Origin of the sequence: Streptomyces massasporeus (assembly GCF_014648995.1) — a bacterium.
Taxonomy (GTDB): Bacteria; Actinomycetota; Actinomycetes; order Streptomycetales; family Streptomycetaceae; genus Streptomyces; species Streptomyces massasporeus.
Map to the genome: position 1 here is coordinate 72,815 of NZ_BMSE01000013.1, position 26,221 is coordinate 99,035.

23 protein-coding genes and 1 pseudogene are annotated in these 26,221 nt (G+C 69.5%); 11 read left to right on the forward strand and 13 right to left on the reverse strand.

Annotated features, from left to right (window positions below; all coding sequences use genetic code 11):
• Positions 1–67 precede the first annotated feature (67 nt).
• The 4 genes from IE153_RS26110 to IE153_RS26125 all read left to right on the forward strand — a co-directional run bounded on the left by IE153_RS26110 (position 68) and on the right by IE153_RS26125 (position 6,796).
• The gene (locus IE153_RS26110) at positions 68–1,876 is read left to right on the forward strand and encodes an ABC-F family ATP-binding cassette domain-containing protein (protein ID WP_189592258.1); all 1,809 of its coding nucleotides are present in this window, start codon (positions 68–70) and stop codon (positions 1,874–1,876) included.
• Between the two features lie 191 nt (positions 1,877–2,067).
• A complete protein-coding gene (locus IE153_RS26115; RefSeq protein WP_189592259.1) occupies positions 2,068–3,840 on the forward strand; it encodes an outer membrane protein assembly factor BamB family protein in 1,773 nt (590 codons plus the stop codon).
• A 67-nt stretch (positions 3,841–3,907) separates the two neighbouring features.
• Positions 3,908–5,845, forward strand: coding sequence for an outer membrane protein assembly factor BamB family protein (locus IE153_RS26120; protein WP_189592260.1), 1,938 nt, complete (start codon positions 3,908–3,910; stop codon positions 5,843–5,845).
• A gap of 270 nt (positions 5,846–6,115) precedes the next feature.
• Positions 6,116–6,796 carry a helix-turn-helix transcriptional regulator gene (locus tag IE153_RS26125; RefSeq protein WP_189592261.1) on the forward strand — a complete coding sequence of 227 codons (681 nt, stop codon included), beginning with the start codon at positions 6,116–6,118 and terminating at the stop codon, positions 6,794–6,796.
• Between the two features lie 329 nt (positions 6,797–7,125).
• Here IE153_RS26125 and IE153_RS26130 read toward each other — a convergent pair whose 3' ends face one another.
• Together IE153_RS26130 and IE153_RS26135 are read right to left on the reverse strand one after the other, a co-directional pair.
• Complete coding sequence (locus IE153_RS26130) at positions 7,126–7,443, reverse strand: hypothetical protein (RefSeq protein ID WP_189592262.1); 318 nt, start codon at positions 7,441–7,443, stop codon at positions 7,126–7,128.
• A gap of 21 nt (positions 7,444–7,464) precedes the next feature.
• Positions 7,465–9,144, reverse strand: a complete 1,680-nt coding sequence (locus IE153_RS26135; protein WP_189592263.1) for a sodium:solute symporter family protein — start codon at positions 9,142–9,144, stop codon at positions 7,465–7,467.
• Positions 9,145–9,308: 164 nt separating this feature from the next.
• Between IE153_RS26135 and galT the strand changes: the two genes are divergently transcribed.
• From galT to galK, 3 genes are read left to right on the forward strand one after another with little or no spacing between them, the layout of a single operon-like run.
• A complete protein-coding gene (gene galT, locus IE153_RS26140; RefSeq protein ID WP_189592264.1) occupies positions 9,309–10,370 on the forward strand; it encodes a galactose-1-phosphate uridylyltransferase in 1,062 nt (353 codons plus the stop codon).
• Positions 10,367–11,335 carry a UDP-glucose 4-epimerase GalE gene (galE, locus tag IE153_RS26145; protein ID WP_189592265.1) on the forward strand — a complete coding sequence of 323 codons (969 nt, stop codon included), beginning with the start codon at positions 10,367–10,369 and terminating at the stop codon, positions 11,333–11,335. Before galT ends, galE begins: the two co-directional genes overlap by 4 nt.
• On the forward strand, positions 11,335–12,489 hold the full coding sequence (gene galK, locus IE153_RS26150) for a galactokinase (protein ID WP_189592266.1): 1,155 nt from the start codon (positions 11,335–11,337) through the stop codon (positions 12,487–12,489). The genes galE and galK overlap by 1 nt, the downstream gene beginning before the upstream one ends.
• A 53-nt stretch (positions 12,490–12,542) precedes the next feature.
• On the opposite strand, the gene IE153_RS26155 is transcribed toward galK, so the two are convergent.
• The 3 genes from IE153_RS26155 to IE153_RS26165 all read right to left on the reverse strand — a co-directional run bounded on the left by IE153_RS26155 (position 12,543) and on the right by IE153_RS26165 (position 14,772).
• On the reverse strand, positions 12,543–13,559 hold the full coding sequence (locus IE153_RS26155) for a hypothetical protein (RefSeq protein WP_308432207.1): 1,017 nt from the start codon (positions 13,557–13,559) through the stop codon (positions 12,543–12,545).
• On the reverse strand, positions 13,556–14,215 hold the full coding sequence (locus IE153_RS26160) for a hypothetical protein (protein WP_189592268.1): 660 nt from the start codon (positions 14,213–14,215) through the stop codon (positions 13,556–13,558). The genes IE153_RS26155 and IE153_RS26160 overlap by 4 nt, the downstream gene beginning before the upstream one ends.
• Positions 14,216–14,313: 98 nt before the next feature.
• Positions 14,314–14,772: a GNAT family N-acetyltransferase gene (locus tag IE153_RS26165; protein WP_189592269.1), complete on the reverse strand. Its 459-nt coding sequence runs from the start codon at positions 14,770–14,772 to the stop codon at positions 14,314–14,316.
• A 307-nt stretch (positions 14,773–15,079) separates the two neighbouring features.
• Between IE153_RS26165 and IE153_RS26170 the strand changes: the two genes are divergently transcribed.
• On the forward strand, positions 15,080–15,847 hold the full coding sequence (locus IE153_RS26170) for a LuxR C-terminal-related transcriptional regulator (protein WP_031104593.1): 768 nt from the start codon (positions 15,080–15,082) through the stop codon (positions 15,845–15,847).
• On the opposite strand, the gene tamR is transcribed toward IE153_RS26170, so the two are convergent.
• On the reverse strand, positions 15,806–16,303 hold the full coding sequence (tamR, locus tag IE153_RS26175) for a MarR family transcriptional regulator TamR (protein ID WP_004000571.1): 498 nt from the start codon (positions 16,301–16,303) through the stop codon (positions 15,806–15,808). The genes IE153_RS26170 and tamR overlap by 42 nt on opposite strands.
• Positions 16,304–16,439: 136 nt before the next feature.
• Between tamR and IE153_RS26180 the strand changes: the two genes are divergently transcribed.
• Positions 16,440–17,270: a trans-aconitate 2-methyltransferase gene (locus tag IE153_RS26180; RefSeq protein ID WP_189592270.1), complete on the forward strand. Its 831-nt coding sequence runs from the start codon at positions 16,440–16,442 to the stop codon at positions 17,268–17,270.
• Positions 17,270–17,626, forward strand: a pseudogene (locus tag IE153_RS26185) (VOC family protein); the annotation flags it as partial. The gene IE153_RS26180 and the pseudogene IE153_RS26185, both read left to right, overlap by 1 nt.
• Positions 17,627–17,640: 14 nt before the next feature.
• Here IE153_RS26185 and IE153_RS26190 read toward each other — a convergent pair.
• On the reverse strand, positions 17,641–18,318 hold the full coding sequence (locus IE153_RS26190; protein ID WP_097217094.1) for a TetR/AcrR family transcriptional regulator: 678 nt from the start codon (positions 18,316–18,318) through the stop codon (positions 17,641–17,643).
• Positions 18,315–19,328, reverse strand: a complete 1,014-nt coding sequence (locus tag IE153_RS26195; protein WP_189592271.1) for an acyl-CoA desaturase — start codon at positions 19,326–19,328, stop codon at positions 18,315–18,317. Before IE153_RS26195 ends, IE153_RS26190 begins: the two co-directional genes overlap by 4 nt.
• A 294-nt stretch (positions 19,329–19,622) precedes the next feature.
• Between IE153_RS26195 and ppc the strand changes: the two genes are divergently transcribed.
• Positions 19,623–22,355, forward strand: a complete 2,733-nt coding sequence (gene ppc / locus IE153_RS26200) for a phosphoenolpyruvate carboxylase (protein WP_189592272.1) — start codon at positions 19,623–19,625, stop codon at positions 22,353–22,355.
• A gap of 65 nt (positions 22,356–22,420) precedes the next feature.
• On the opposite strand, the gene IE153_RS26205 is transcribed toward ppc, so the two are convergent.
• The 5 genes from IE153_RS26205 to IE153_RS26225 all read right to left on the reverse strand — a co-directional run bounded on the left by IE153_RS26205 (position 22,421) and on the right by IE153_RS26225 (position 26,217).
• Positions 22,421–23,098 (reverse strand): LPXTG cell wall anchor domain-containing protein, encoded by a 678-nt coding sequence (locus IE153_RS26205; RefSeq protein WP_189592273.1) that lies wholly within the window; start codon positions 23,096–23,098, stop codon positions 22,421–22,423.
• Between the two features lie 138 nt (positions 23,099–23,236).
• Entirely contained in the window at positions 23,237–23,740 is a 504-nt protein-coding gene (locus IE153_RS26210) for a hypothetical protein (protein ID WP_189592274.1), read from the reverse strand.
• Positions 23,741–23,782: 42 nt separating this feature from the next.
• Positions 23,783–24,385 carry an aminoacyl-tRNA hydrolase gene (pth, locus tag IE153_RS26215; RefSeq protein ID WP_185007705.1) on the reverse strand — a complete coding sequence of 201 codons (603 nt, stop codon included), beginning with the start codon at positions 24,383–24,385 and terminating at the stop codon, positions 23,783–23,785.
• A 69-nt stretch (positions 24,386–24,454) separates the two neighbouring features.
• Entirely contained in the window at positions 24,455–25,048 is a 594-nt protein-coding gene (locus tag IE153_RS26220; RefSeq protein WP_189592275.1) for a 50S ribosomal protein L25/general stress protein Ctc, read from the reverse strand.
• A gap of 188 nt (positions 25,049–25,236) precedes the next feature.
• Positions 25,237–26,217, reverse strand: coding sequence for a ribose-phosphate diphosphokinase (locus IE153_RS26225; RefSeq protein ID WP_189592276.1), 981 nt, complete (start codon positions 26,215–26,217; stop codon positions 25,237–25,239).
• Positions 26,218–26,221 lie beyond the last annotated feature (4 nt).

Below are 26,221 nucleotides of genomic sequence, written 5' to 3' on the forward strand. Positions count from 1 at the left end.
CCCCGGCCGGAGCACCCCTGCGCGCGACTACCCTGGGGGTCGATCCATCCCCCTTGGCAGGAGAGTAATGGCCGTCAACCTGGTCAATGTCGAGAACGTCAGCAAGGTGTACGGCACCCGCGCCCTGCTCGACGGCGTTTCCCTCGGCGTCTCCGAAGGGGACCGCATCGGTGTCGTCGGCCGCAACGGCGACGGCAAGACCACGCTCATCCGCATGCTCGCCCGGCAGGAGAGCGCCGACACGGGCCGCGTCACGCACTCCGGCGGGCTGCGCCTGGGCGTACTCACCCAGCACGACTCCCTCGACCCCGAGGCCACCGTCCGCCACGAGGTCATCGGCGACATGGCCGACCACGAGTGGGCCGGCGACGCCAAGGTCAGGGACGTGCTGACCGGCCTGTTCGGCGGACTCGACCTGCCGGGGTTCCCCAAGGGACTGGACACCGTCATCGGCCCGCTCTCCGGCGGTGAGCGGCGCCGGATCGCCCTGGCCAAGCTGCTCATCGAGGACCAGGACCTGCTCGTCCTGGACGAGCCCACCAACCACCTCGACGTCGAGGGCATCGCCTGGCTCGCCCGGCATCTGCAGACCCGCAGGTCGGCACTGGTGTGCGTCACCCACGACCGGTGGTTCCTCGACCAGGTGTGCACGCGCATGTGGGACGTCCAGCGCGGCGACGTCTACGAGTACGAGGGCGGCTACTCCGACTACGTCTTCGCCCGGGCCGAGCGCGAGCGCATCGCCGCCACCGAGGAGGCCAAGCGGCAGAACCTGGTCCGCAAGGAGCTGGCCTGGCTGCGCCGCGGGGCGCCCGCCCGTACGTCCAAGCCGCGCTTCCGCGTCGAGGCCGCCAACGAACTCATCGCGGACGTGCCGCCGCCCCGGGACAGCAGCGAGCTGATGAAGTTCGCGTCGACCCGGCTGGGCAAGACCGTGTTCGACCTGGAGGACATCACCGTCCAGGCGGGCCCCAAGGTCCTCCTCAAGCACGTCACCTGGCAGCTCGGACCCGGCGACCGGATCGGCCTCGTCGGCGTCAACGGCGCCGGCAAGACGTCCCTGCTGCGGGCCATGGCCGAGGCCGCCAGGTCCGAGGGAGAGACCCAGCCCGTCGGCGGACGCGTCCGCGTCGGCAAGACGGTGAAGCTGGCCTACCTCTCCCAGGAGGTGGCCGAACTCAACCCGGCCACGCGCGTGCTGGAGGCCGTGCAGCAGGTGCGCGAGCGTGTCGACCTCGGCAAGGGGCGCGAGATGACCGCCGGGCAGCTGTGCGAGACGTTCGGCTTCACCAAGGAGAAGCAGTGGACGCCCGTCGGCGACCTGTCCGGCGGTGAGCGCCGCCGGCTCCAGCTGCTGCGCCTGCTCATGGACGAGCCCAACGTCCTCTTCCTCGACGAGCCCACCAACGACCTCGACATCGAGACGCTGAACCAGCTGGAGGACGTGCTCGACGGCTGGCCCGGCTCCATGATCGTCATCTCCCACGACCGGTTCTTCATCGAGCGCACCACCGACCGGGTGTTCGCCCTGCTCGGCGACGGCGCCCTCAGGATGCTGCCGCGCGGCATCGACGAGTACCTGGAGCGGCGGCAGCGCATGGAGGAGGCGGCGGCCGCCTCGGCCCCCGCCGCCGTGTCGCAGACCGCCGCCCCGGAGAAGAGCGCCGCAGACCAGCGCGCCGCCAAGAAGGAGCTCCAGAAGATCGAGCGGCAGCTCGACAAGGTCTCCGAGAAGGAGACCAAGCTCCACGCCCACATCGCCGAAAACGCCACGGACTTCGCGAAGGTGGCCGAACTGGATGCCGAGCTGCGGGAGTTGGCCGGTCAGCGCGAGGAGCTCGAGATGCGCTGGCTGGAACTCGCCGAGGACGCGTGAAGGGTGCGTGAAGACGCATAACGACGGCATCACGGGCCGGTCCTCCCTTGGGAACAGGGGGTGATACGGCCCGGTCGCTGTCGGAACCTGGTGATACAAAGAGTCGTCTTAGAACTTTATGAAGCGACTCTGAGCCCATTTCGTATCTCAGGGCGTGGCTAAAAATCAGTGATCGAACGGGGGAGCCGCTGATGACTCAGCCGCCCAGTCAGCCGCCGCACGGTGGCTTCGGAGCACCGCAGAACCAGCCGCCGCAGGGCGGTGGTTACGGGGCGCCGCAGACCCCGCCGCCGCCCCAGGGCCCGCCCCAGACGCCGCCGCCCCCACAGGGCCCGCCGCAGCCGGGGTACGGATACCCGCAGCAGCCTCCGCAGCAGCCCGGTCCGTACGGGCAGCCGGGACAGCCGGGGCCGTACAACCCCGGCCCCTACGGCCAGCCGCAGCAGCCGGGGCCGTACGGCCAGCCCGGTTACGGCTACCCGCAGCAGCCGCAGTACCCCGGCGCGCCCGGCACCCCGCCCGGGGGCGGCTCGAACAACCCCTTCAAGGGCAAGCCCGCCATGATCATCGGTGCCGCGGTCGCCGCGCTGCTCGTGGTCGGCGGCACCGTGTGGGCCGTCACCGGCGGCGACGACGGCAAGGGCAAGAAGAAGCCCGTCGCCCAGAAGACCGACGACGCCAAGCCCGGCTCCTCCGCCCCGGTCAACCCCGGTGACGGCAGCGGCGACGGCGGCGAGGACCCGGAGGACCTCAACGCGGGCCGCCAGGCCGGCGAGGCCAAGGTCCTCTGGTACAAGGAGGCACCCGACGCCCCCGGTTCCGGCGCCGACGCCGACGGCATGTGGATCACCGACAAGACCGCGGTGAAGGCGGCCTACAAGCAGCTGTCCGCGTACAACGTCGGGGACGGCAAGCCCTCCTGGGACGCGATCACCTTCCCGCAGAAGATCTGCGCGACGACTCCGCAGAAGACGTCCGACGACAAGATCGTCGTCGCGTACATGAGCGGCAGCAGCGACCGCGCCAAGTGCAACCAGCTCCAGGAGATCGACCTCGTCACCGGCGAGAAGGGCTGGAAGGAGCAGGTCGCCGACGGCGCCCTGTTCGACTCCACGCTCTCCGTCGAACTGTCCATCACCGGCAAGACGCTGATGGTGGGCCGCTCCCAGTCCGGCACGGCGTACGACGTCACCAACGGCGACAAGCTCTTCGACAAGAAGAAGTACGGCAACGCCTGCTTCCCCGCCGCGTTCGCCGGTGGCGAGAAGCTGATCGCCGTCTCCTCCTGCGGCGCGGGCTCCGACAAGGAGCACGACGAGATCCAGGAGCTCGACCCGAAGACCGGCAAGGCCAGGTGGACCCAGCCGTTCGACAAGGGCTGGCGGGTCGCGCGCACCTACTCGGTGAGCCCGCTGGTCGTGTACAGCACCAACGAGGACAAGAAGGCCTGGAACATCTCCACCTTCACCTCCGGCGGCAAGTTCCGCTCGCAGGTCGGCTTCGACGAGGACTTCGCCCCCGAGTGCGGCTGGGCCATCCTCGAGCGCAACCTCACGGGCTGCCAGGGCGTCGCCGTCGACGACACCACGCTGTACCTGCCGACCGAGGCCACCACCGGCGCCAACGAGATCGTCGCGGTCGACCTCGCCAACGGCAAGGAGAAGTGGCGCGTGAAGTCGCCCTCCGACGAGTCGATGCTGCCGGTGAAGACCGAGGGCGGAAAGCTCATCGCCTATGTGCAGCCGTCGTACGACGCGGGCGGGCAGATCGTGTCCATCCCGACCGGCGGCGGCAGCCACAAGCCGTCCAAGCTGCTGCAGAACCCCGAGGGTGCCGCGGACATCGAGGACAGCTTCTTCTCCAAGGACATCGACTGGGTCGACGGGCGCTTCTACCTCTCGACGACCCGGCTGAGCGGGAACGACGACTCGAAGGAGAAGTTGATGCTCGCCTACGGCAAGTGACTCTTCCTCCTCCTTCTCCTTCCGAACCCGCCCTGTCGTCCGTCCCCTTCCCCGAGGTACCCACGCCATGACCCAGCCGCCGCCCCCGCCGCCCCAGCAGCCCCCGCAGGGGGGCGGCTTCGGGCCGCCCCAGGACCAGCCGCCCCAGGACCAGCCGCCGCAGACCCCGCCGCCCGCGGCCGGGCCGAACCTCGGCAAGGCCCCTGAGCCGGGGTACGGCTACCCCCAGGCGCCGCAGGCTCCGCAGACGCCCCAGGCTCCGCAGACGCCTCCGCCGGCCGCGCCGCAGACCCCGCCCACGCCTCCGCAGGGGTACGGGTATCCGCAGGGGGCTCCGGCGCCCCAGCCTCCGCAGGCCCCGCAGGGCCCGCCCGGCTACGGTTACCCCGGTCAGCAGCCGGGGGCGTACGGGCAGCCGCAGCAGGCGCCTTACGGGCAGCCGGGCTATGGGCAGCCGGGTTACGGTCAGCAGCCCGGCTACGGTCAGCAGCCCGGTTACGGCTATCCGCAGCAGGCCATGCCGCACCAGCCGCAGGCCGGACAGCCGGGCGGCGGCAAGAAGTTCAACGCGCAGTTGGCGATCATCGTCGCCGCGGTCGTGGCGATCGCCCTGATCATCGGCGGCGGTGTCTTGTACGCCTCGTCGGGCAAGGACGAGGGCAGGGAGAACGACACCGCCGGCGTGAGCGGCGGCACCGGCGGCACCGGCGGCACCGACGACGGCAAGGGCGGCACCACCTCCGGCAAGGAGAAGGCGCCGTCCGACCCCAGCGCCAAGGTCCTCTTCCAGGTCCCGGCGCCCGAGGTGAAGAACGACAGCACGGTCGTCGTCTCCGGCTCGTGGCTCACCGACAAGGCGTACGTCAAGAGCGGCATCGCCCAGATCGTCGGCTACGACCGCGACAAGGGCAGCGAGCTGTGGAAGCTCCCGCTGGCCGGCCCGGTCTGCCAGGCCAGCCGCCACGTCACCGACGACAACCTGACGGCGATCCTCTACCAGCCGGCGATGCCCACCAAGGCCGACCCCTCGCACGGGTGCAGCGAGATCGCGCTCATCGACCTCGACGCCGGCAAGAAGCTGTGGACGAAGACCGTCAAGACCGGTGACCAGCTGATCAACTTCGACAACATCACGCTCAGCGGGAAGACCGTCGCCGTCGGCAGCACCAGTGGCGGCGCCGCCTTCGACGTCTCCGGCAAGCTCCTGTGGAGCCCGAAGCCGACCGACTCCTGCTACGACGCCGGGTACGGCGGTGGCGAGAAGCTGGTCGCGGTGCGCAAGTGCGGCTCGTACGACCAGCGGCAGCTGCACATCCAGACCATCGACCCGAAGTCCGGGAAGGTGATCTCGGAGTACAAGATGACCGAGGGCATCGAGTACGCCAGCATCGTGTCGACCAACCCGCTGGTCGTGGCCGCCGACGTCGGCGACTCCGCGGGCGACGGCAGCGGCATCTCCGACTTCTTCTCCATCGACAGCAAGACCGGCAAGCTGCGCACGCGGATCTCCGCGCCGGGCGAGCAGTTCGCGGCCCGCTGCGAGGGCATCACCCGCGTCGAGGCCTGCAACCTGCTGGCCGTCGGCAACGACCGGCTGTACCTGCCGACCGAGGAGCACGACGGCACCGGCAAGTACAGCCAGACCAACGAGATCGTCGCCTTCGACCTCGCCACCGGCAAGCAGACCGGGCAGCGGGCCGACGCGGGCGACGGCTACACGATCTCGCCGCTGCGCATGGACGGCGGCAACCTGATCGCGTACAAGCGTCCCCCCTACGACAAGGGCGGACAGATCGTGAGCATCGCCGGGGGCAGCTTCAAGCAGACGACGCTGCTGCAGAATCCCTCGACGGAGTCGGTCCGCGACGTGGAGACCAGCATGTCGCCGGAGTACTCCGAGTTCCTGTACGCCGAGGGGCACCTGTACATGTCCAAGGTGTACGCGAGCAAGCGGTCGACGGTGCGGGAGAAGGAGTATCTGGCGGTCGGCTTCGGTACGAGCTGACCGGGCCCTGATCGGGCTCCGACCGGGGTCTGATCGGGTACTGACCGGTTCTTGATCGACTGGTGGCTGCTGTGGCCCCGTCCCTGTTCAGGGGCGGGGTCACAGCTGTTTGGCGCGGTCAACCTGGAATGAGAGGAATTTCGGCGATCCGGGGCGATTCTCGCCGGTAGGGGGAGCGCAACGTCGAACAAGCGTGTAGCTTCCGGGGGCATGAAGGCGGGGGAGCCGGGGGGCTTCCATGGGGGGCTGGGGTGACTGGGGGGTTGCTCGATGGGAGTGCGGCTCATGGTGGTCGACGACCACCGATTGCTGGCCGAGGCGTTGGCTTCGGCGTTGAAGCTGCGGGGGCACCGGGTGCTGGCCGCGGCGGCGCCGGCCGCGGGGGCGGCGGAGCTGGTGATCACGCGGGCGCCGGAGGTGTGCCTGCTGGGGACGGCGACGCCGGCGGAGCCGGGGATCTTCGACCCGGTGGTGCAGATCAAGCGGGAGCGGCCGCAGGTGGCGGTGCTGGTGCTGGGACCGGTGCCGAGCCCTCGGGGCATCGCGGCGGCGTTCGCGGCGGGGGCATCGGGGTACGTCCGGCACGATGAGCGCATAGAGGGTGTCGAGCGGGCGATCATGAAGGCGCGGTCGGGGGAGGCGGCGGTGGCGCCGCAACTGCTGCAGGGGGCGTTCAGTGAGTTGCTCAACCCGGCGGCCCAACCGGACGACGAGGGCCAGCGGTTGCTCCAGATGCTCACGCCGCGGGAGGTGGAGGTCCTGGTCCGTGTAGCCGACGGCGAGGACACCCGCCTGATCGCGGCGGGCATGGGCATCGCACCGTCGACGGCGCGTACGCATGTCCAGCGGGTGCTGATGAAACTGGGCGTGGGGTCCCGGTTGGAGGCGGCGGCGCTGGCGGCGCGGACGGGGTTGCTGGACCGGGCGGGCGCGGTGCAGCGAGAGCTGTGAGGTGAGTGGGGGTGCGCGCCTGCGCCTTGGCGTTGGGGGTGGGTCGGGGCCGCGCCGGGGGGTGTCCGTCCTCGGAACGGCGCGATGAGGTCGGGTACCGACTCACTGTCCGTTGACGCGCCAACCGCTGCGGGCGGACACCCCCCGACACGGCCCCTTGCGCACGACGGCGGGTGCGGGTCCGCTTAGCTGCGGGCATGCGTGCCGCTGGGGGCGATGGGGGTCCCCCCCTGCTCGAGCGGAGCCGAGAGCTTGGGGGAGGGTGGGCGCAGCGGCACCCCGCTACGCCGGGCTGCGGACCCACCCGGCCCCGGCACCGACGCGCAGCGCTACTCCACCCGCTCGTCGTTCTCCGGCTCAACCCCCGGAGGGGCCGGGGCCGCCGGCCTCAGCTTGAGCCAGGCCAGGAAGAACAGACCCAGCAGGAGCATCCCCAACCCGGTCCAGAGGTTGATGTTGACGCCCGCCGCCTTGTCGATGTCCGCGTCGGACGCCGTCAGCCCCGCGAGCGTGACGATGACGCCGTAGACCACGAACAGCCCGCCGATGATCCGCCGGATGTCGAACAGCCGCGCGGCGGTCGCCGACTTGCCCTGCAGCTCGGTGATTTCCCGCTGCAGGTCCTTCTCGGAGTGGGACTCGGACATGTGCGATCAATCCTCCGTCGGTCAGAACGAGAACGGGATGTAGCAGGCCGCGGCCAGGACGATCGCGCCCCAGCCCAGCAGCGCCGGCTTGCGGTACCAGGCCTCGTCCCCGGGCGCCGGCGGCTCCGCCATGCCGGGCGAGGTCGTGCCGTAGACCAGTCCCTGCAACTCCTCGGTCGGCTTGGGCGCCGTGAACAGTGACACCGCCACCATCACCACGGCACCCGCGACGAAGCCCGCGATCGCCGAGACGAAGTTGGCCCCCTGGTCGGAGGGGATGTCGATGATGTCCTGCTTGTAGAGGACGAAGTAGTTGACCATCGCCGCGGTGGTGCCCGCGAGCAGCCCCCAGAAGCCCGACTTCATCGAAGCCCGCTTCCAGAACATGCCGATGATGAAGACGACGAACATCGGCACGTTGAAGAAGGAGAACAGCGTCTGGAGGTAGGCCATGATGTTGGAGAAGGACCGCGCGAGGAACGCCGTGCCGATGGAGGCCAGGACGCCGACCGCGGTGATGAGGCGGCCGAAGCGCACGTAGTACTCGTCCTCGCGGTCCCGGACGACGTACTTCGCCCAGATGTCCGTCGTGAACACCGTGTTGAACGACGACACGTTCGCCGCCATGCCCGCCATGAAGGCCGCCAGGAGACCGGTGACGGCGATGCCGAGCACGCCGTTGGGCAGCAACTGTTCCATCAGGTAGGGGATGGCGTCGTTGTACTGGAGGTCGGAGTCGGCCGTGCCGATCTTCGGGACCAGGACCGCGGCGACCAGGCCCGGGATCATGACCAGGAACACGATGAAGATCTTCGGGAACGCGGCGATCAGCGGGGTGCGCTGGGCCGCCGAGAGGTTCTTCGCGGACAGCGCGCGCTGCACCTCGGCGAAGTTCGTCGTCCAGTAGCCGAAGGAGAGCACGAAACCGAGACCCAGGACGATGGTCAGCCAGTTCGCGCCGAGCGGGTTGTCGCTGCCGATGCCCGTGCCGCCCCAGGAGGTCATGAAGTCGGCGCCGTGGCTCTTCGTCAGGGAGTCGGACAGTCCGTCCCAGCCGCCGACCTTCTTCAGCCCGAGGAAGGTGATGGGGATGAGCGCCGCCAGGATCACGAAGAACTGGAGGACCTCGTTGTAGATCGCCGAGGAGAGGCCGCCGAGGGTGATGTAGGCGAGGACGAAGAATCCGGCGACGACGATCGCCACCCACTCCGGCCAGCCCAGCAGCGCCTCGACGACGATGGCCAGGGCGTAGAGGTTGACGCCGGCGATGAGGATCGCGGCGAAGGCGAAGAGGACCGAGCTGAGCAGGTGCGCCGCCTTGTCGAACCGCAGCAGCAGGAACTCCGGCACCGAGCGGACCTTGGAGCCGTAGTAGAAGGGCATCATCACCAGGCCGAGGAAGACCATGGCCGGGATGGCGCCGATCCAGTACCAGTGCGTGGTGTAGACGCCGTACTGGGCGCTGTTGGCGGCCATGCCGAGGATCTCGGTGGCGCCCAGGTTGGCCGCGATGAACGCGAGGCCGGTCACCCAGGCGGGCAGCGAGCGGCCGGAGAGGAAGAAGTCGAGACTGGTCTTCACCGAGCGGCGGGCGGCGAAGCCGATGCCGAGGACGACGACGAAGTAGATGCCGAGGATCGTGTAGTCGAGCCAGTTCGTGGGGAGTCGCAGCTCGGCTGACAGATATGTGGGGGTCTGCATGAGCCCTCGCTTCGTTGCGTGAACCGATACCTCGCGGAATCTACTTCTCCGCCTTCAGTGATTGAACACGTCCGATGGCGCTCTTTGTTTGATTGTGATGTTGACGATTGGGGTGGGTCGTGTTTAAGTATGTTGGGTTCTGTTTGAAGGACAAGGAGTCCGGCGTGAAGAAGACCTCGACCCGACTGGCCGACGGTCGCGAGCTCATCTACTACGACCTGCGTGACGACAGCGTGCGGAACGCGACCGACCGCCGACCGCTGGACCGCACCGTCACCACGTCCGAGATCCGCCGCGACCCCTTGCTCGGCGACTCCGTCGCCATCGCCTCGCACCGCCAGGGCCGCACCTACCACCCCCCGGCCGACGAGTGCCCCCTGTGCCCGTCGGCGGGCGATCGCCTCAGCGAGATCCCGGACTCCTCGTACGACGTCGTCGTGTTCGAGAACCGCTTCCCCTCGCTCGCCGGCGACTCGGGCCGCTGCGAGGTCGTCTGCTTCACCTCCGACCACAACGCGTCCTTCGGCGAACTCACCGAGGAGCAGGTGGGCCTGGTGCTGGAGGCCTGGACGGACCGCACGTCGGAGCTGTCGCATCTCCCCTCCGTCGAGCAGGTGTTCTGCTTCGAGAACCGGGGCGCCGAGATCGGCGTGACCCTCCAGCACCCCCACGGGCAGATCTACGCCTACCCCTTCACCACGCCCCGCACCGCCCTGATGCTCCGCTCGGTCGCGGCGCACAAGGAGATGACCGGCGGGGAGAACCTCTTCGACGCCCTCCTGGAGCGTGAACTCGCCGATGAGCGGGTCGTCCTGGAGGGTGAACACTGGGTCGCCTTCGTGCCGTACGCCGCGCACTGGCCGTACGAGGTCCACCTGTACCCCAAGCGCCGCGTGCCCGACCTGCTCGGCCTGGACGAGGGCGCGCGCACAGAGTTCCCCAAGGTTTATCTGGAACTCTTGAGGCGCTTCGACCGGATCTTCGGCGAGGGTGAGGCTCCGACGCCGTACATCGCGGCCTGGCACCAGGCGCCGTTCGGCGCGCTGGAGGAGTTCGACGGGGTCGTGCGCGAGGACTTCGCGCTGCACCTCGAGCTTTTCACCATCCGCCGCACTTCCGGCAAGCTGAAGTTCCTCGCGGGTTCCGAGTCCGGCATGAACGTGTTCATCAACGACGTGCCGCCGGAGCGCGCGGCCGAGCGACTGCGAGAGGTAGCGAGTTCATGAGCGGGAAGTACCTGGTGACGGGCGGCGCGGGATACGTCGGCAGCGTGGTCGCGGAGCACCTGCTGGAGGCCGGTCACGAGGTCGTCGTCCTCGACAACCTCTCCACGGGCTTTCGCGAGGGCGTCCCCGCGGGCGCGACGTTCGTCGAGGGAGACATCCGCGACGCCGCCAAATGGCTGAATTCCTCCTTCGACGGCGTGCTGCACTTCGCCGCGTTCTCGCAGGTCGGCGAGTCGGTCGCGAAGCCCGAGAAGTACTGGGACAACAACGTCGGTGGCACCATGGCGCTGCTGGCCGCGATGCGCGAGGCGGACGTCCGCACGCTGGTCTTCTCCTCGACGGCGGCGACGTACGGCGAGCCGGAGCAGGTCCCGATCGTCGAGTCGGCGCCCACGTCCCCGACCAACCCGTACGGCGCCTCGAAGCTCGCCGTCGACCACATGATCACGGGCGAGGCGGCGGCCCACGGCCTCGGCGCGGTCTCCCTGCGCTACTTCAACGTGGCGGGCGCGTACGGCGCGTACGGCGAGCGCCACGACCCCGAGTCCCACCTGATCCCGCTGGTCCTCCAGGTCGCGCAGGGCAGGCGCGAGGCGATCTCGGTCTTCGGCGACGACTACCCGACACCGGACGGCACCTGCGTGCGCGACTACATCCACGTCGCGGACCTGGCCGAGGCCCACCTGCTGGCCCTGACGGCCGCCACCTCCGGCGAGCACCTGATCTGCAACCTCGGCAACGGCAACGGCTTCTCGGTCCGCGAGGTCATCGAGACGGTCCGCACGGTGACGGGCCACGCGATCCCGGAAGTGGTCGCCCCGCGCCGGGGCGGCGACCCGGCGGTCCTGGTGGCGTCGGCCGCCACGGCCCGCGAGAAGCTGGGCTGGAACCCGTCCCGCGCGGACCTCGCGGGGATCGTCGCGGACGCGTGGGACTTCGCGCAGAACATCTCAAGGGAGCAGTAGTGGGCGCACAGCAGGTGCGGGACGGTTTCGAGGAGCTCTACGGAACCGCCCCCGAGGGTGTCTGGGCGGCCCCGGGCCGCGTCAACCTCATCGGTGAGCACACCGACTACAACGACGGCTTCGTGATGCCCTTCGCGCTGCCGCACACCGCCGTGGCGGCCGTCTCCCGGCGCACGGACGGCGTGCTGCGCCTGCACTCGGCGGACGTCGAGGGCGGGGTCGTCGAGCTGCGCGTCGACGAGCTGACGCCGGGGGCGGACCGGAACTGGACGGCGTACCCGTCGGGCGTGGTCTGGGCCCTGCGCGAGGCCGGCCACGCGGTCACGGGCGCGGACATCCACCTGACCTCCACGGTCCCCTCCGGCGCGGGCCTGTCGTCGTCGGCGGCCCTGGAGATCGTCGTCGCCCTCGCCCTGAACGACCTGTTCGCCCTCGGCCTGCGGGGATGGCAGCTGGCCCGCCTGTGCCAGCGCGCGGAGAACGTCTACGTCGGTGCCCCGGTCGGCATCATGGACCAGACGGCGTCGGCCTGCTGCGAGGCCGGCCACGCCCTGTTCCTCGACACGCGCGACCTCTCCCAGCGCCAGATCCCCTTCGACCTGGCGGCCGAGGGCATGCGGCTTCTGGTCGTCGACACGCAGGTCAAGCACTCCCACAGCGAGGGCGAGTACGGCAAGCGCCGCGCCGGCTGCGAGAAGGGCGCGGACCTGCTGGGCGTCGACGCGCTGCGGGACGTCCCCTACGCCGACCTGGACGCGGCCCTGGCCCGCCTGGGCGACGAGGAGGAGGTCCGCCGCCTGGTCCGCCACATCGTCACGGAGAATGAGCGCGTCGAACGGGTCGTCTCCCTCCTGGAGTCGGGCGAGACCCGCGCGATCGGCCCCGTCCTGGTCGAGGGCCACGCCTCGCTCCGCGACGACTTCCGCATCTCCTGCCCGGAACTGGACCTGGTCGTCGACACGGCCCTGGCCTCCGGCGCGCTGGGCGCCCGCATGACGGGCGGCGGCTTCGGCGGCTCGGCGATCGTCCTCGCGGAGGAGCCGGACGTCGACGCCATCACCAAGGCGGTGACAGAGGCCTTCGCGACGGCGGGCTTCACGACCCCCCGAGTCTTCGAAGCGGTCCCCTCAGCGGGCGCCCACCGCCTCGACTGACCGGCCCCGACGAGCGGTGCCCTCCCTCCACGGGGAGGGCACCGCTGCCACGGTCAGCGGTTGACGGACTGGATCTCCTGGACGGGCACCTCGGTGGTGGTGGCGAAGGTGCCGTTGGGCAGCTTCCCGCCCGTGTTCCCCGCGCCTTCCCAGGTGATCTCCCAGGTGAGAGTCGCCTCCAGGCCGTAGGTGCCGTCCCCCGACGAACGCAGGTACCGCACCCCGCACGGAGGCGTCAGCTCCGCCTTGCCCCGGGCGTAGGGCTCTCCGATGGAACCGTCGTCGTTGATCAGGCACTCACCGGACGAGGGAAGGGTTTCCGCGTCCGCCGTTCCCGGATCGATGTGCAGGCTCACCGGCTTCGCCGTCGTCGTCGCCCACAGCCCGGTGCCGGGCAGACTCGCCGTGACGGACACGGGCTTGAAGGCGCCCTTGTCCAGCCAGACCCAAGTGGGCGCGTTCACCGTGGACCTGGCGTCCGGCGCGAGGGAGATCTTGGTCGGCGGCACGACGGTACGCTGGTGCGCGAGCCCGGCGAGGGTCTTGGTGTCGATGGCCTGGGGGACGCCCGGGTTCTTACCGTTGTCGACCCAGAAGGGGTCGCGTTTGCAGTTTCCGGCGGCGGGGTCGTCCTCCATCTTCGGATTCGTGACGGCGACCCACCACATGCCCTCGTCGTTCTTGTCGACGTTGAAGTCCTTGTAGGGACGACCCTCCTTGTAGCGGGCCTTGTCGTCCGCCACGCCCTCGGGCGCACCACCGACGGAGTCGTAGATGGACCAGTTGGCCTCGGTGTAGGTCTTGAAGTCCTTGGCCTTCCAGTAGGGCTCGTACCAGCAGGCCGGAGGTTCCCAGTCCATGGCGGTGGAGGTGATCGGGCCGCCGTCCTTCGACGGGGTTGCGCCCTTCACATTGAAGGTGATGCGCGACTGAAGCACCCGTCCTGATGAGTTCCCGGACGTTTTCGAGACCTGGTTTCCGTTGCTGCCGATCCCGCCGGCGACAGCCGTGTCCACCCCGAGGAGGAGCATTGCGGCGGTCATGGCCGCCAGTGCCGCGCGCTGCGTCACGGCTGGCACCTCTGGGAGCCGCGGTCCTCGTGAAGCTTCCAGATCTGCCAGACGCCCTGCTTGTCCCTCTTCACGCTGGCGTTGTAGTACACGTAGCTGTCAGGCGAGGTTTCGACCACCTTCACCTTGTCCGTCTTGAGGTCCTTGACGTTGGCCTTGCTCTCGTCCACGCAGTAGGTCAGGGCCGCCGACGTCTTGTCGAACACCGTCACCTGTCGGTCGAAGTAGCGCAGGGTGCCGGCCCAACTGGTCTTCCTGGCGTTGTTGTCCTTCGCGTAGTTGTAGACGCCCGTCAGTGCGGCGTCCGTGTAGTAGAAGCCCATGCCCGACTTCTTCAGATCGCCGGACGCCACGGCCTGCCACACCGTGCTGACGGCCCGTTCGTTGTCCGTCAGGATCGCGTCCTTGACGGAGTCGCCCGTCTGCCGGTTCTCGAAAGCCAGCTTCATGTCTCCGGGCAGCTTGATCTCCGGCCGATCGATCCCGTCCGCAGACGCGGAGGCCGAAGGCGAAGCCGATGCCGTGTCGCCCGAACCCGCACCGGCGATCTTGTCGGACGATGACGAACTGTCACCTCCCCCCGAGCCGCAGGCGGTCAGCAGCAGGGCCGCGGATGCGGTGAGCGCGGCTGTCACGAGCCGAGCGGGGCGGTTCACTGTGTCTCCCGTTGATCATGTGTGGGGGGATAACTCAAGCGAACCAACGCTATCGGTGAGTGAGGGCGGGGCGTCATCGAGGGTTTCGTCCCCGCAGCTCAGCCCAGCCTCTTCGTCAGCATGTACTCCGTGATGCCCGGGGGATAGTCCGGCACCACGCACACCACCTCGTACCCCTGCTTCTCGTAGAACCGCGGGGCCTGGAAGTCCCAGGTCTCCAGGCGGGACGCGCGGCAGCCGCGGGAGGTTGTCGCGATGTGTTCCGCCTGGGCGAGCAATTGCGCGCCCAGGCCCCTGCCGCGGTGGCGTTCGTCGACCCAGAGGTAGGTCACGTGGAGCCAGGTCGCCCAGGTGTGGCCGACCAGGCCGCCGGCGAGGGCGTCGTCCCGGTCGTTCACAGCCCACACATGCAAGGGCGCGTCCCTTTCGTCCGGTGTGCCGCGCAGGGCGCGCAGGATCGGAGAGGCGGCTGTGTTCGTGTCCCGCAGGCGTGTGCGGAGCAGATCACGTCGGGCCTTGTCGACTTCTGTCTCAAGACGGAACATGCGGCACACCATAAACGCGTCGGACAGTCAGTTCTGCAAATAACCTTCCGCTCCGGGCCCCCGTCCGTACCCTGATGAACAGCACCGGTGGGGGCCGGTGCCGCTCAGGGGGCGAGACAGCCGGGTACGACGCCCGGGGTGGGGGTAGCGGTACTGCACGGCGGCGGCCGTGCGGCTGCGGCGACCCGAACAGACTGCTGCGGCAAGGACCGACTGGTCGGACGCGGCAGATCCGGACACTCCGCGTCGTACCCGCGCGGTGTCATCCTCCGACGATGGGGTAGCCCCTGCTCTTCGGGAGCTCGGGGAAGGGGGTTTCGTGGTTCGCATCCGAGTCCTGGTCGTCGACGACCATCGCATCTTCGCGGAGTCACTCGCGGCGGCCCTGGCGGCCGAGCCGGACGTCGACGTCTCCGCGGCCGGCAGTGGTCCGGCCGCGCTGCGCAGCCTGGAGCGGGCGGTCGCCGAGGGGCGGCGCTTCGACGTGCTGCTCGTGGACGCCGACCTGGGTGGCAAGGTGCCGGGCGCCCGCCCGGCCGTACCCGTGCAGGAGGGCAACGAGGACGGGCTCGTCGACGGGATCTCCCTCGTCACGGGCGTGCGCTCCGCGCAGCCGCACGTACGGATCGTCGTGCTCGCCGAGAAGGACGACCCGCGGCGGGCGGCGCTCGCCCTGCAGGCCGGCGCCTCCGGGTGGGTGGCGAAGGACTGCTCCCTGTCCCGGCTGCTCACGGTCATCCGGGGCGTGCTGCGGGACGAGACACATCTGCCGCCCGCGCTGCTGACGGGCGTGCTGCGGGAGCTCACCGCCGCCCGCAAGCACCGCACCGAGAGCGAGCGGCTCGTCGAGTCCCTCACTCCGCGTGAGCGGGAAGTGCTGCGGTGCATGGTCGCGGGGCTGGGGCGCAAGGCCGTCGCCGAGCGCCTGTATCTGTCGCCGCACACCGTGCGGACCCACATGCAGAACGTGCTCGGCAAGCTCGGCGTGCATTCCACCCTCGCCGCCGTCGCCCTCGCGCGGCGCGCCGGAGTCGGGCCAGTGGACCTAGCCGGGGATGTTGTCGAACGGGGCGGTCAGCTGGCGTAGCAGCCCCGCCAGTTCGCCGCGCTGGGCCCGGGAGAGCTCCGCGAGGATCGCGCGCTCCTGGTCCAGCAGACCCGCCAGGGCCTGGTCCGCCCGGTCCCGGCCCTCGTCCGTCAGCCGGACCAGGACGCCCCGGCGGTCACTGGGGTCCGGGAGCCGTTCCACCAGGCCCTTCTTGGCCAGGCGGTCGATGCGGTTCGTCATCGTGCCCGAGGTGACGAGCGTCTGGGTGAGGAGCTGCCCCGGCGAGAGCTGGTACGGCGTGCCCGCGCGGCGCAGGGCCGTCAGGACATCGAACTCCCACGGCTCCAGGTTGTGCTCCGAGAAGGCCAGCCGCCGTGCCCGGTCCAGGTGCCGGGCCAGTCTGCTCACGCGGCTGAGCACCTCGAGCGGTTCCACGTCGAGGTCAGGGCGCTCCCGGCGCCACGCTGCGACCAGCCGATCGACCTCGTCCTCCATGACGATCAGTGTAGTGGTTGTGTCGACGTAGAGTCTCTTGACATCCAGTTTCTTGACATCGAGATATATGAGAGATCACGCTGGGTGTGCGCCCCGCACGGTCATCGCCAGGACACAAAGGACACCAGGAGGAACCATGCCCGCAGCCACCCCCACCTGGGACCCCACCCAGTACCTCCGTCACGCCGACCACCGCGCCCGCCCCTTCACCGACCTCCTCGCCCGCGTCCCCGACCTGCCCACCCGACCGTCCGCGGACCACCCCCGCATCGCCGACCTCGGCTGCGGGCCCGGCAACGTCACCACGCTGCTCGCCGCCCGCTGGCCCACCGCCCGGATCACCGGCTACGACAACTCGCCCGAGATGCTCGACAAGGCCCACGTCGACCACGAGGGGCCGACCCCGGGCGGCGGGCGTCTCGACTTCGGCCACGCCGACGTACGGACGTGGACGCCGGACGAGCCCCACGACCTGATCATCAGCAACGCCACGCTCCAGTGGGTGCCCGGCCATGCCGAGCGCTTCCCCGACTGGGTGGCGGGACTGAAACCCGGTGGCACCCTCGCCTTCCAGGTGCCCGGCAACTTCGACGCTCCCAGCCACCGGCTCATGCGCGAACTCGCCGGTTCACCGCGCTGGCGCGGCCGGCTCGCCGACACCCTGCGCCACGCCGACGCCGTCCACGCCCCCGAGGTCTACCTGGAGCGTCTGACGTCCCTCGGCTGCGCGGCCGACGTGTGGGAGACGACGTACCTTCACCTGCTCCAAGGCGAGGACCCGGTGCTCGACTGGGTGAAGGGGACCGGCCTGCGGCCCGTGCTGACCGCGCTCGCCGACGACCCCGAGGCGCGGGAGGCGTTCGTCGCCGAGTACCGGGCGGCGCTGCGCGAGGCCTATCCGGCCGGCCCGCACGGCACGCCGTTCCCCTTCCGCCGGGTATTCGCCGTCGCCCGGAGGGAGAGCTGATGATCACCGCCCTCGACCACGTCCAGCTCGCCGCCCCGCCCGGCAGCGAGGAGCGGCTGCGGGCGTACTACGTCGGCGTCCTCGGCATGACCGAGGTACCGAAACCGCCCGAGCTCGCCCGGCGGGGCGGGTGCTGGTTCAGGGCCGGGGCGGTGCAGCTGCACCTGGGGATCGAGGAGGACTTCCGGGCGGCGCGCAAGGCCCACCCCGGACTGCGGGTGACGGGCATCGACGCCTACGCCGCCCGGCTGGAGTCCGGCGGGGCGTCCGTCGTCCGGGACTCCGCCCTGCCCGGGCACAAGCGGTGCTACGCGCAGGACCCGGTCGGCAACCGCCTGGAGTTCCTCGAACCCCTCTGGAACGGACCTGGTCAGGCCTTGCGGCGCCCTATCAGGTGTGGCTTGGCCTCTATCCCGTCCAGGCCGTGCCACGCCAGGTTCACCAGGTGCGCGGCCACCTCGGCCTTCTTCGGCCGGCGCACGTCCAGCCACCACTGGCCGGTCAGGGCGACCATCCCGACCAGTGCCTGTGCGTACAGCGGGGCCAGCTTCGGGTCGAAGCCGCGGCTCTTGAACTCGCGGCCCAGGATGTCCTCCACCTGGGTGGCGATGTCCGAGATCAGTGAGGCGAAGGTGCCCGTCGACTGGGGGATGGGGGAGTCACGGACCAGGATGCGGAAACCGTCCGTGTACTCCTCGATGTAGTCCAGTAGGGCGAACGCCGCCTGTTCGCACAGTTCGCGGGGGTGACCGGCGGTGAGGGAGCTGGTCACCATGTCCAGCAGGCGCCGCATCTCACGGTCCACCACGACCGCGTACAGCCCTTCCTTGCCGCCGAAGTGCTCGTACACCACCGGCTTGGAGACCCCGGCCTTCGCCGCGATCTCCTCCACCGAGGTGCCCTCGAAACCCTTCGCCGCGAAGAGCGTGCGACCGATCTCCAGCAGCTGCTGGCGGCGCTCGGCACCGGTCATCCGGGTGCGACGCGCTCGCCGCGGCTTGTCATTGCTGGGGGTGCTGCTCGAGTCGGTCGCCACAGCGCCCATCATGCCGCCTCGACGGGCTCCTTCCCGCGCGGGGAGCCGCCTTCCCCGGTATTGCGGCGCGAATCGATACGGGAGCGTGACGGCCACCGCACGTCGTACGCCCAGCCCGCCATCTCGAACCAGCGGATCAGCCGGGCGGACGAATCCAGCTGCCCGCGCATCACACCGTGCCGGGCCGACGTCGGGTCGGCGTGGTGCAGGTTGTGCCAGGACTCACCGCAGGACAGCACCGCCAGCCACCACACGTTGCCCGAGCGGTCACGCGACTTGAAGGGACGCTTGCCGACCGCGTGGCAGATCGAGTTGATCGACCAGGTCACGTGGTGCAGCAGGGCGACCCGCACGAGCGAACCCCAGAAGAAGCCGGTGAACGCGCCCCACCAGGACATCGTGACCAGCCCGCCGATCGCCGGCGGCAATGCCAGCGACAGCACCGTCCACCAGATGAACTGGCGGGAGATGGCACGGAGCGTCTTGTCCTTGATCAGGTCCGGGGCGTACTTCTCCTGCGACGTCTGCTCCTCGTCGAACATCCATCCGATGTGCGCCCACCACAGGCCCTTCATCAGGGCCGGAAGGGTCTCACCGAACCGCCACGGCGAATGCGGGTCACCCTCCGCGTCCGAGAACTTGTGATGCTTGCGGTGATCGGCCACCCAGCGCACCAGCGGACCCTCGACCGCCATCGACCCCGCGATCGCCAGAGCGATCTTCAACGGCCGCTTGGCCTTGAAAGAACCGTGCGTGAAGTGACGGTGGAACCCGATCGTGATGCCGTGGCACCCCAGGTAGTAGAAGAAGACCAGCAGACCGAGGTCCAGCCAGCTCACCCCCCAGCCCCACGCCAGCGGCACAGCCGCCAGCAGAGCCATGAACGGGACGGTGATGAAGAGGAGCAGGGCGATCTGCTCGATGGAGCGCTTCTTCTCGCCGCCCAGCGTGGCGGAAGCGGCGTCGGTGGCCTGACCGGGCGCCTTCGGGGCGTCCTCGATCACGTCGGAACTACTGGTCATACGCGTCCCCTGGGGGGTATGTGGATGGAGAAGGGGTAGCCGGGGCACGTCAACCGTGATGTGCTTCCTACGGTTCCGTAACCTACGGCATCGTAAGTATGGCAGTGCGCCGCCCGGCGGCAAGAGCCCGCGAGCCTGCGCGTCCTTGCCGACACCTATCCTTGAGTCGGTCGGACAGCGCGGTCCGCTCTGATTTCTTCCCGGATGTCCGGACCGTATGCGGCGCCCCGCCGCGCGAGACGCCGTCCGGGTTCCCCTCCCAGACGAGCTTCAACACTGCAAGGAGCCGCACCTGTGAGCAGTGCCGACGACCAGACCACGACGACGAGCAGCGAGCTGCGTGCCGACATCCGCCGACTGGGCGACCTGCTCGGCGAGACCCTCGTCCGCCAAGAGGGCCCCGAGCTGCTGGAACTCGTCGAGAAGGTCCGCCGCCTCACCCGCGAGGACGGCGAGGCCGCCGCAGAGCTGCTGCGCGGCACCGAACTCGACACCGCGGCCAAGCTGGTCCGCGCCTTCTCCACGTACTTCCACCTGGCCAACGTCACCGAGCAGGTCCACCGCGGCCGCGAGCTGCGCGCCCGCCGCGCCGCCGAAGGCGGCCTCCTCGCCCGTACGGCCGACCGGCTCAAGGACGCCGACCCCGAGCACCTGCGCGAGACGGTCAGCAACCTCAACGTCCGCCCCGTCTTCACGGCCCACCCCACCGAGGCCGCACGCCGCTCGGTCCTCAACAAGCTCCGGCGCATCGCCGCGCTCCTGGAGACCCCGGTCATCGAGTCCGACCGGCGCCGCCTGGACACCCGCCTGGCCGAGAACATCGACCTCGTCTGGCAGACCGACGAACTGCGCGTGGTGCGCCCCGAGCCCGCCGACGAGGCCCGCAACGCCATCTACTACCTCGACGAGCTGCACGCCAACGCCGTAGGCGACGTCCTGGAGGACCTCACCGCCGAACTGGAGCGCGCCGGGGTCAAGCTCCCCGACGACACCCGCCCCCTCACCTTCGGCACCTGGATCGGCGGCGACCGCGACGGTAACCCCAACGTCACCCCCCAGGTCACCTGGGACGTCCTGATCCTCCAGCACGAGCACGGCATCAACGACGCCCTGGAGACCATCGACGAACTCCGCGGCTTCCTCTCCAACTCCATCCGCTACGCCGGTGCCACCGAGGAACTGCTGACCTCCCTCCAGACCGACCTGGAGAACCTCCCCGAGATCAGCCCCCGCTACAAGCGCCTCAACGCCGAAGAGCCCTACCGGCTCAAGGCCACCTGCATCCGCCAGAAGCTGGAGAACACCAAGAAGCGCCTCGCCAAGGGCACCGCCCACCGCGACGGCCGCGACTACCTCGGCACCAGCGAACTCCTCGACGACCTGCGGATCATCCAGCGCTCCCTGCGCGAGCACCGCGGCGGACTCTTCGCCGACGGCCGCCTCGCCCGCACCATCCGCACCCTCGCCGCCTTCGGCCTCCAGCTCGCCACCATGGACGTCCGCGAACACGCCGACGCCCACCACCACGCCCTCGGCCAGCTCTTCGACCGGCTCGGCGAGGAATCCTGGCGCTACGCCGACATGCCCCGCGACTACCGCTCCAAGCTCCTCGCCAAGGAGCTCAGGTCCCGCAGGCCGCTCGCCCCCACCCCGGCCCCCGTCGACGCACCCGGCGAGAAGACCCTCGGCGTCTTCGGCACCGTCAAGCGCGCCCTGGAGGTCTTCGGACCCGAGGTCATCGAGTCCTACATCATCTCCATGTGCCAGGGCGCCGACGACGTCTTCGCCGCCGCCGTCCTCGCCCGCGAAGCCGGTCTCATCGACCTGCACGCCGGCTGGGCCAAGATCGGCATCGTGCCGCTCCTCGAGACCACCGACGAGCTCAAGGCCGCCGACACCATCCTCGAGGACATGCTCTCCGACCCCTCCTACCGGCGCCTCGTCGCCCTGCGCGGGGACGTCCAGGAGGTCATGCTCGGCTACTCCGACTCCTCCAAGTTCGGCGGCATCACCACCAGCCAGTGGGAGATCCACCGCGCCCAGCGCCGCCTGCGCGACGTCGCCCACCGCTACGGCGTACGCCTGCGCCTCTTCCACGGCCGCGGCGGCACCGTCGGCCGCGGCGGCGGCCCCACCCACGACGCCATCCTCGCCCAGCCCTGGGGCACCCTCGAAGGCGAGATCAAGGTCACCGAGCAGGGCGAGGTCATCTCCGACAAGTACCTCATCCCGTCCCTGGCCCGGGAGAACCTCGAACTCACCGTCGCCGCCACCCTCCAGGCGTCCGCCCTGCACACCGCACCCCGCCAGTCCGACGAGGCTCTCGCCCGCTGGGACGCCGCGATGGACGTCGTCTCCGACGCCGCCCACGCCGCCTACCGCCGCCTCGTCGAGGACCCCGACCTGCCGACGTACTTCCTCGCGTCGACGCCGGTGGACCAGCTCGCCGACCTGCACCTGGGCTCCCGGCCCTCCCGCCGCCCCGGCTCCGGCGTCTCGCTCGACGGCCTGCGCGCCATCCCCTGGGTATTCGGCTGGACCCAGTCCCGGCAGATCGTCCCCGGCTGGTTCGGCGTCGGCTCCGGCCTCAAGGCCCTGCGCGAAGCCGGCCTCGACACCGTCCTCGACGAGATGCACCAGCAGTGGCACTTCTTCCGCAACTTCATCTCCAACGTCGAGATGACCCTGGCCAAGACCGACCTGCGGATCGCCCAGCACTACGTCGACACCCTCGTCCCCGACGAGCTCAAGCACGTCTTCGACACCATCAAGGCCGAGCATGAACTGACCGTGCGTGAGGTGCTGCGCGTCACCGGCGAAGAGGAACTCCTCGACGCCACGCCCGTCCTGAAGCAGACCTTCGCCATCCGCGACGCCTACCTCGACCCCATCTCCTACCTCCAGGTCGCCCTGCTCAAGCGGCAGCGCGACGCCGCCCAGGCCGCCGAGCAGCCCGACCCGCTCCTCGCCCGCGCCCTCCTCCTCACCGTCAACGGCGTGGCAGCCGGCCTGCGCAACACCGGCTGACCCACCCCGGACATGACCGTGCCCCCGAGCCCGCGCAGGGCTCGGGGGCACGGTCATGTTCCACGTCAGCCGCGGCCGGCCCGCCGACGCCGCAGCACCAGGTAACCGCCCGCCGCCACCAGCGCGGCAGCCACACCCGACAGCACACCCACCGGGGCCCCGTTGCCCGTCTCGGCGAGGTCACCCTCCGCACCACCCTGCGGCGACGGCGACGACGCCGGCACAGCCCCACCGGCCGGTGAACTCGCCGACGCCGACACACTCGGCTCACCCGACGGCGCCTCGGACGCCCCCGGCGAAGCCGACGCGGACGGCGTCGCACCACCCGGCTCCTGCTCGTCCTCACAGTCCGTCCAGAACACCTTGTGCTTGGCGGAGCCCTTCTCGCCCTCGAAGTTCCAGAACAGCTTGTAGTGCCCGTCGGGCAGCGACAGGTCCTCGCTGCGCCCGTGACCCTGGGAATCCAGCGTCAGCGCACCGGACTCCACCGTCTCCCCCTTGTTCTCACTCGGAGGGATCGCGTCGATGTGCCAGTCCACCCGCTGACCGCCGTCGAAACCGAAGGCATCCAGATAGAACGCGCACACGTGCGGCTCGTTGCGGCGCAGCTCCTCACCCGTCGAGGCGTCATGGATCTTCACCGTGCCGTTGTCGCCGGGAGGTGTGGCGTGAGCGGCGGGAGCGAGCAGAAGGACCGCGGAAGCGGCGGCGCAGACAGCGCCGAAGCGAGAGAGGGTTCGCATGGAGGAGTCGTCCATCTTCGAGAAGTGACCGGGAAGATGTGGAGGGGGCGGCTCAGCTTCCAGCCTCACCCGAACGCCCGTCAATCACGAACAGACAACGCTCCGTTCCTCCACAGATGTGGAGAACGCCAGAACCCCTCAGACGGTCACGAACGCCGCCGTCAGCAACGCCACCCCCGACAACGCCATCACCCACGCCGCCCGCGTCCGCAGCAGACCACCCGCCACCACCACCGACGCCAGCAACAACGCACCACCCAGCGGAATCCACGCGTACAGCACACCCGCCGGACCCGAACGCACCGCGTCATCACTACCGGACTTCAGGACCACCGTGTACGTCCGGCCCCGCTCCACCGCGACCGACTTCTCCAGCACCACCCGCGCCCGCGGCTGCGAACCCTCCGACAACGGCGTGTACCGACCCCAGCACGCATCCGCCCCGCACCGCGTCACATCGACCGTGCCCCGCTCCCGGCCCTTCGTGAGCATCACATGCTGCGCCGTACCCCACGACGCCCACACACCCGCGATCAGGATCAGCACCGCGACCGTACCCATCGCCGCGAACCTCCCGAACCGCAGAACGGCGGCCGAACCCTGGGACGAAGAGGTGGCAATGGCAGGCATGGCCGGGATCATTGGCCATGCCTGAACGGCCCGTCAACCTCGACGGGTGACAAGTCAGGAGTTGTACGTGCTTTGCGCCCGCTCCAACCCCTCGATCACCAGAGCCTCCACCGCGTCCGCCGCCCGGTCCACGAAGTAGTCCAGCTCCTTGCGCTCCGCCGACGAGAAATCCTTCAGCACGAAATCCGCCACCGGCATCCGCCCCGGCGGCCGCCCGATCCCGAACCGCACCCGGTGATACTCCGCACCGAACGCCTTCGTCATCGACTTCAGCCCGTTGTGCCCGTTGTCCCCGCCGCCCAGCTTCAGCCGCAGCACCCCGTAGTCGATGTCCAACTCGTCATGCACCGCCACCACATGGCCCACCGGCACCTTGTAGAAGTCCCGCAGCGCATTCACCGGCCCACCCGACAGGTTCATGTACGACATCGGTTTCGCCAGCACCACCCGCCGGTTCAACGGCCCAGGAGGCCCGATCCGGCCCTCCACGACCTGCGCCTGCGCCCGCCCGGCACGCTTGAACCGCCCCCCGACCCGGTCCGCCAGCAGATCCGCCACCATGAAACCCACGTTGTGCCGGTTCCCCGCGTACTCCGGCCCCGGATTGCCCAGCCCCACGATCAGCCAGGGAGCGGCCGCATCGGTCGTCACGTCCATGTCTCCTTCATACGCGTCGGCCGCTGCCCCGCACGGGAACAGCGGCCGACGCAACGACGACGAAGAGGATCAGGCCTCGGCGGCCTCGTCGCCCTCGGCCTCTTCACCCTCCGGGGCCTCCTCGGCCTGCGCGGCCAGGACCTGAAGGACGACGGTGTCCTCCTCGACGGCCAGGGTCGTGCCCTTCGGCAGCGTGATGTCCTTGGCGAGGATGGAGTCGCCGGCCGCCAGACCCTCGATGGAGACGGTCACGGACTCCGGGATGTGCGTCGCCTCGGCCTCGACCGGCAGCGCGTTCAGCACGTGCTCCAGCAGGAAGGCACCCGGGGCCAGCTCACCCTCGGTGTGGACGTAGACGTCGACGTTGACCTGCTCGCCGCGCTTCACCAGCAGCAGGTCGACGTGCTCCAGGAAACCCTTCAGCGGGTCACGCTGCACCGACTTCGGAATCGCCAGCTCGGTCTTGCCGTCGATGTCCAGCGCGATCAGCACGTTCGGCGTACGCAGCGCCATCAGCAGGTCGTGACCCGGCAGGGTCAGGTGCAGCGGGTCCGAACCGTGCCCGTACAGGACACCCGGAACCTTGTCTTCACGACGGATACGGCGCGCGGCACCCTTGCCGAACTCGGTGCGCGTCGCGGCGGAGATCTTCACCTCGGACATAGTCACTCCTCGAAATCAGAACGGACGTGGTCACCCGGCCACGAACGGCCTGCTACGAAGAGCGCGTCGATAACGGAGAGCCGCACATCCCGAAACGGGAACGGCCTCCCTCGCCGAGCAACTTCAGCAGTCTACTCGGCAAGGGAGGCCGCACCCAAAACGATCTACGGAAGCCCGACCACGGACTCCTACTGCTCGTCGAACAGGCTCGTCACCGAACCGTCCTCGAACACCTCACGCACCGCACTCGCGATCGTCGGAGCGATCGACAGCACCGAGATCTTCTCCAGATCCTGGCTCAGCTCACCCGGCGTCGGCAGCGTGTCCGTGAACACGAACTCACTCACCCGCGAGTTCTTCAACCGGTCCGCCGCCGGGCCCGAGAGCACCCCGTGCGTCGCCGTCACGATCACATCCTCCGCACCGTGCGCGAACAGCGCGTCCGCAGCGGCACAGATCGTCCCACCGGTGTCGATCATGTCGTCCACCAGGACACACACGCGACCCTTCACCTCACCCACGACCTCGTGGACGGTGACCTGGTTCGCGACGTCCTTGTCACGCCGCTTGTGCACGATCGCCAGCGGCGCACCCAGCCGGTCGCACCAGCGGTCCGCCACCCGCACCCGGCCGGCGTCCGGCGACACGACCGTCAGCTTCTCCCGGTCCACCTTCCGGCCCACGTAGTCCGCCAGCAGCGGCAGCGCGAACAGGTGGTCCACCGGACCGTCGAAGAAGCCCTGGATCTGGTCCGTGTGCAGATCCACGGTCAGGATCCGGTCCGCACCCGCGGTCTTCATCATGTCCGCGATCAGACGCGCCGAAATCGGTTCACGTCCACGGTGCTTCTTGTCCTGCCGCGCGTAACCGTAGAACGGCACGATGACCGTGATGGAGCGGGCCGACGCACGCTTCAGCGCGTCGATCATGATCAACTGCTCCATGATCCACTTGTTGATCGGAGCCGTGTGGCTCTGGATCAGGAAGCAGTCCGCGCCACGCGCCGACTCCTGATAACGCACATAGATCTCACCGTTCGCGAAGTCGAAGGCCTTCGTCGGGACAACCCCGACACCCAACTGCTGGGCGACCTCCTCGGCAAGCTCGGGGTGGGCGCGGCCGGAGAAGAACATCAACTTCTTCTCGCCGGTCGTCTTGATCCCGGTCACAGCA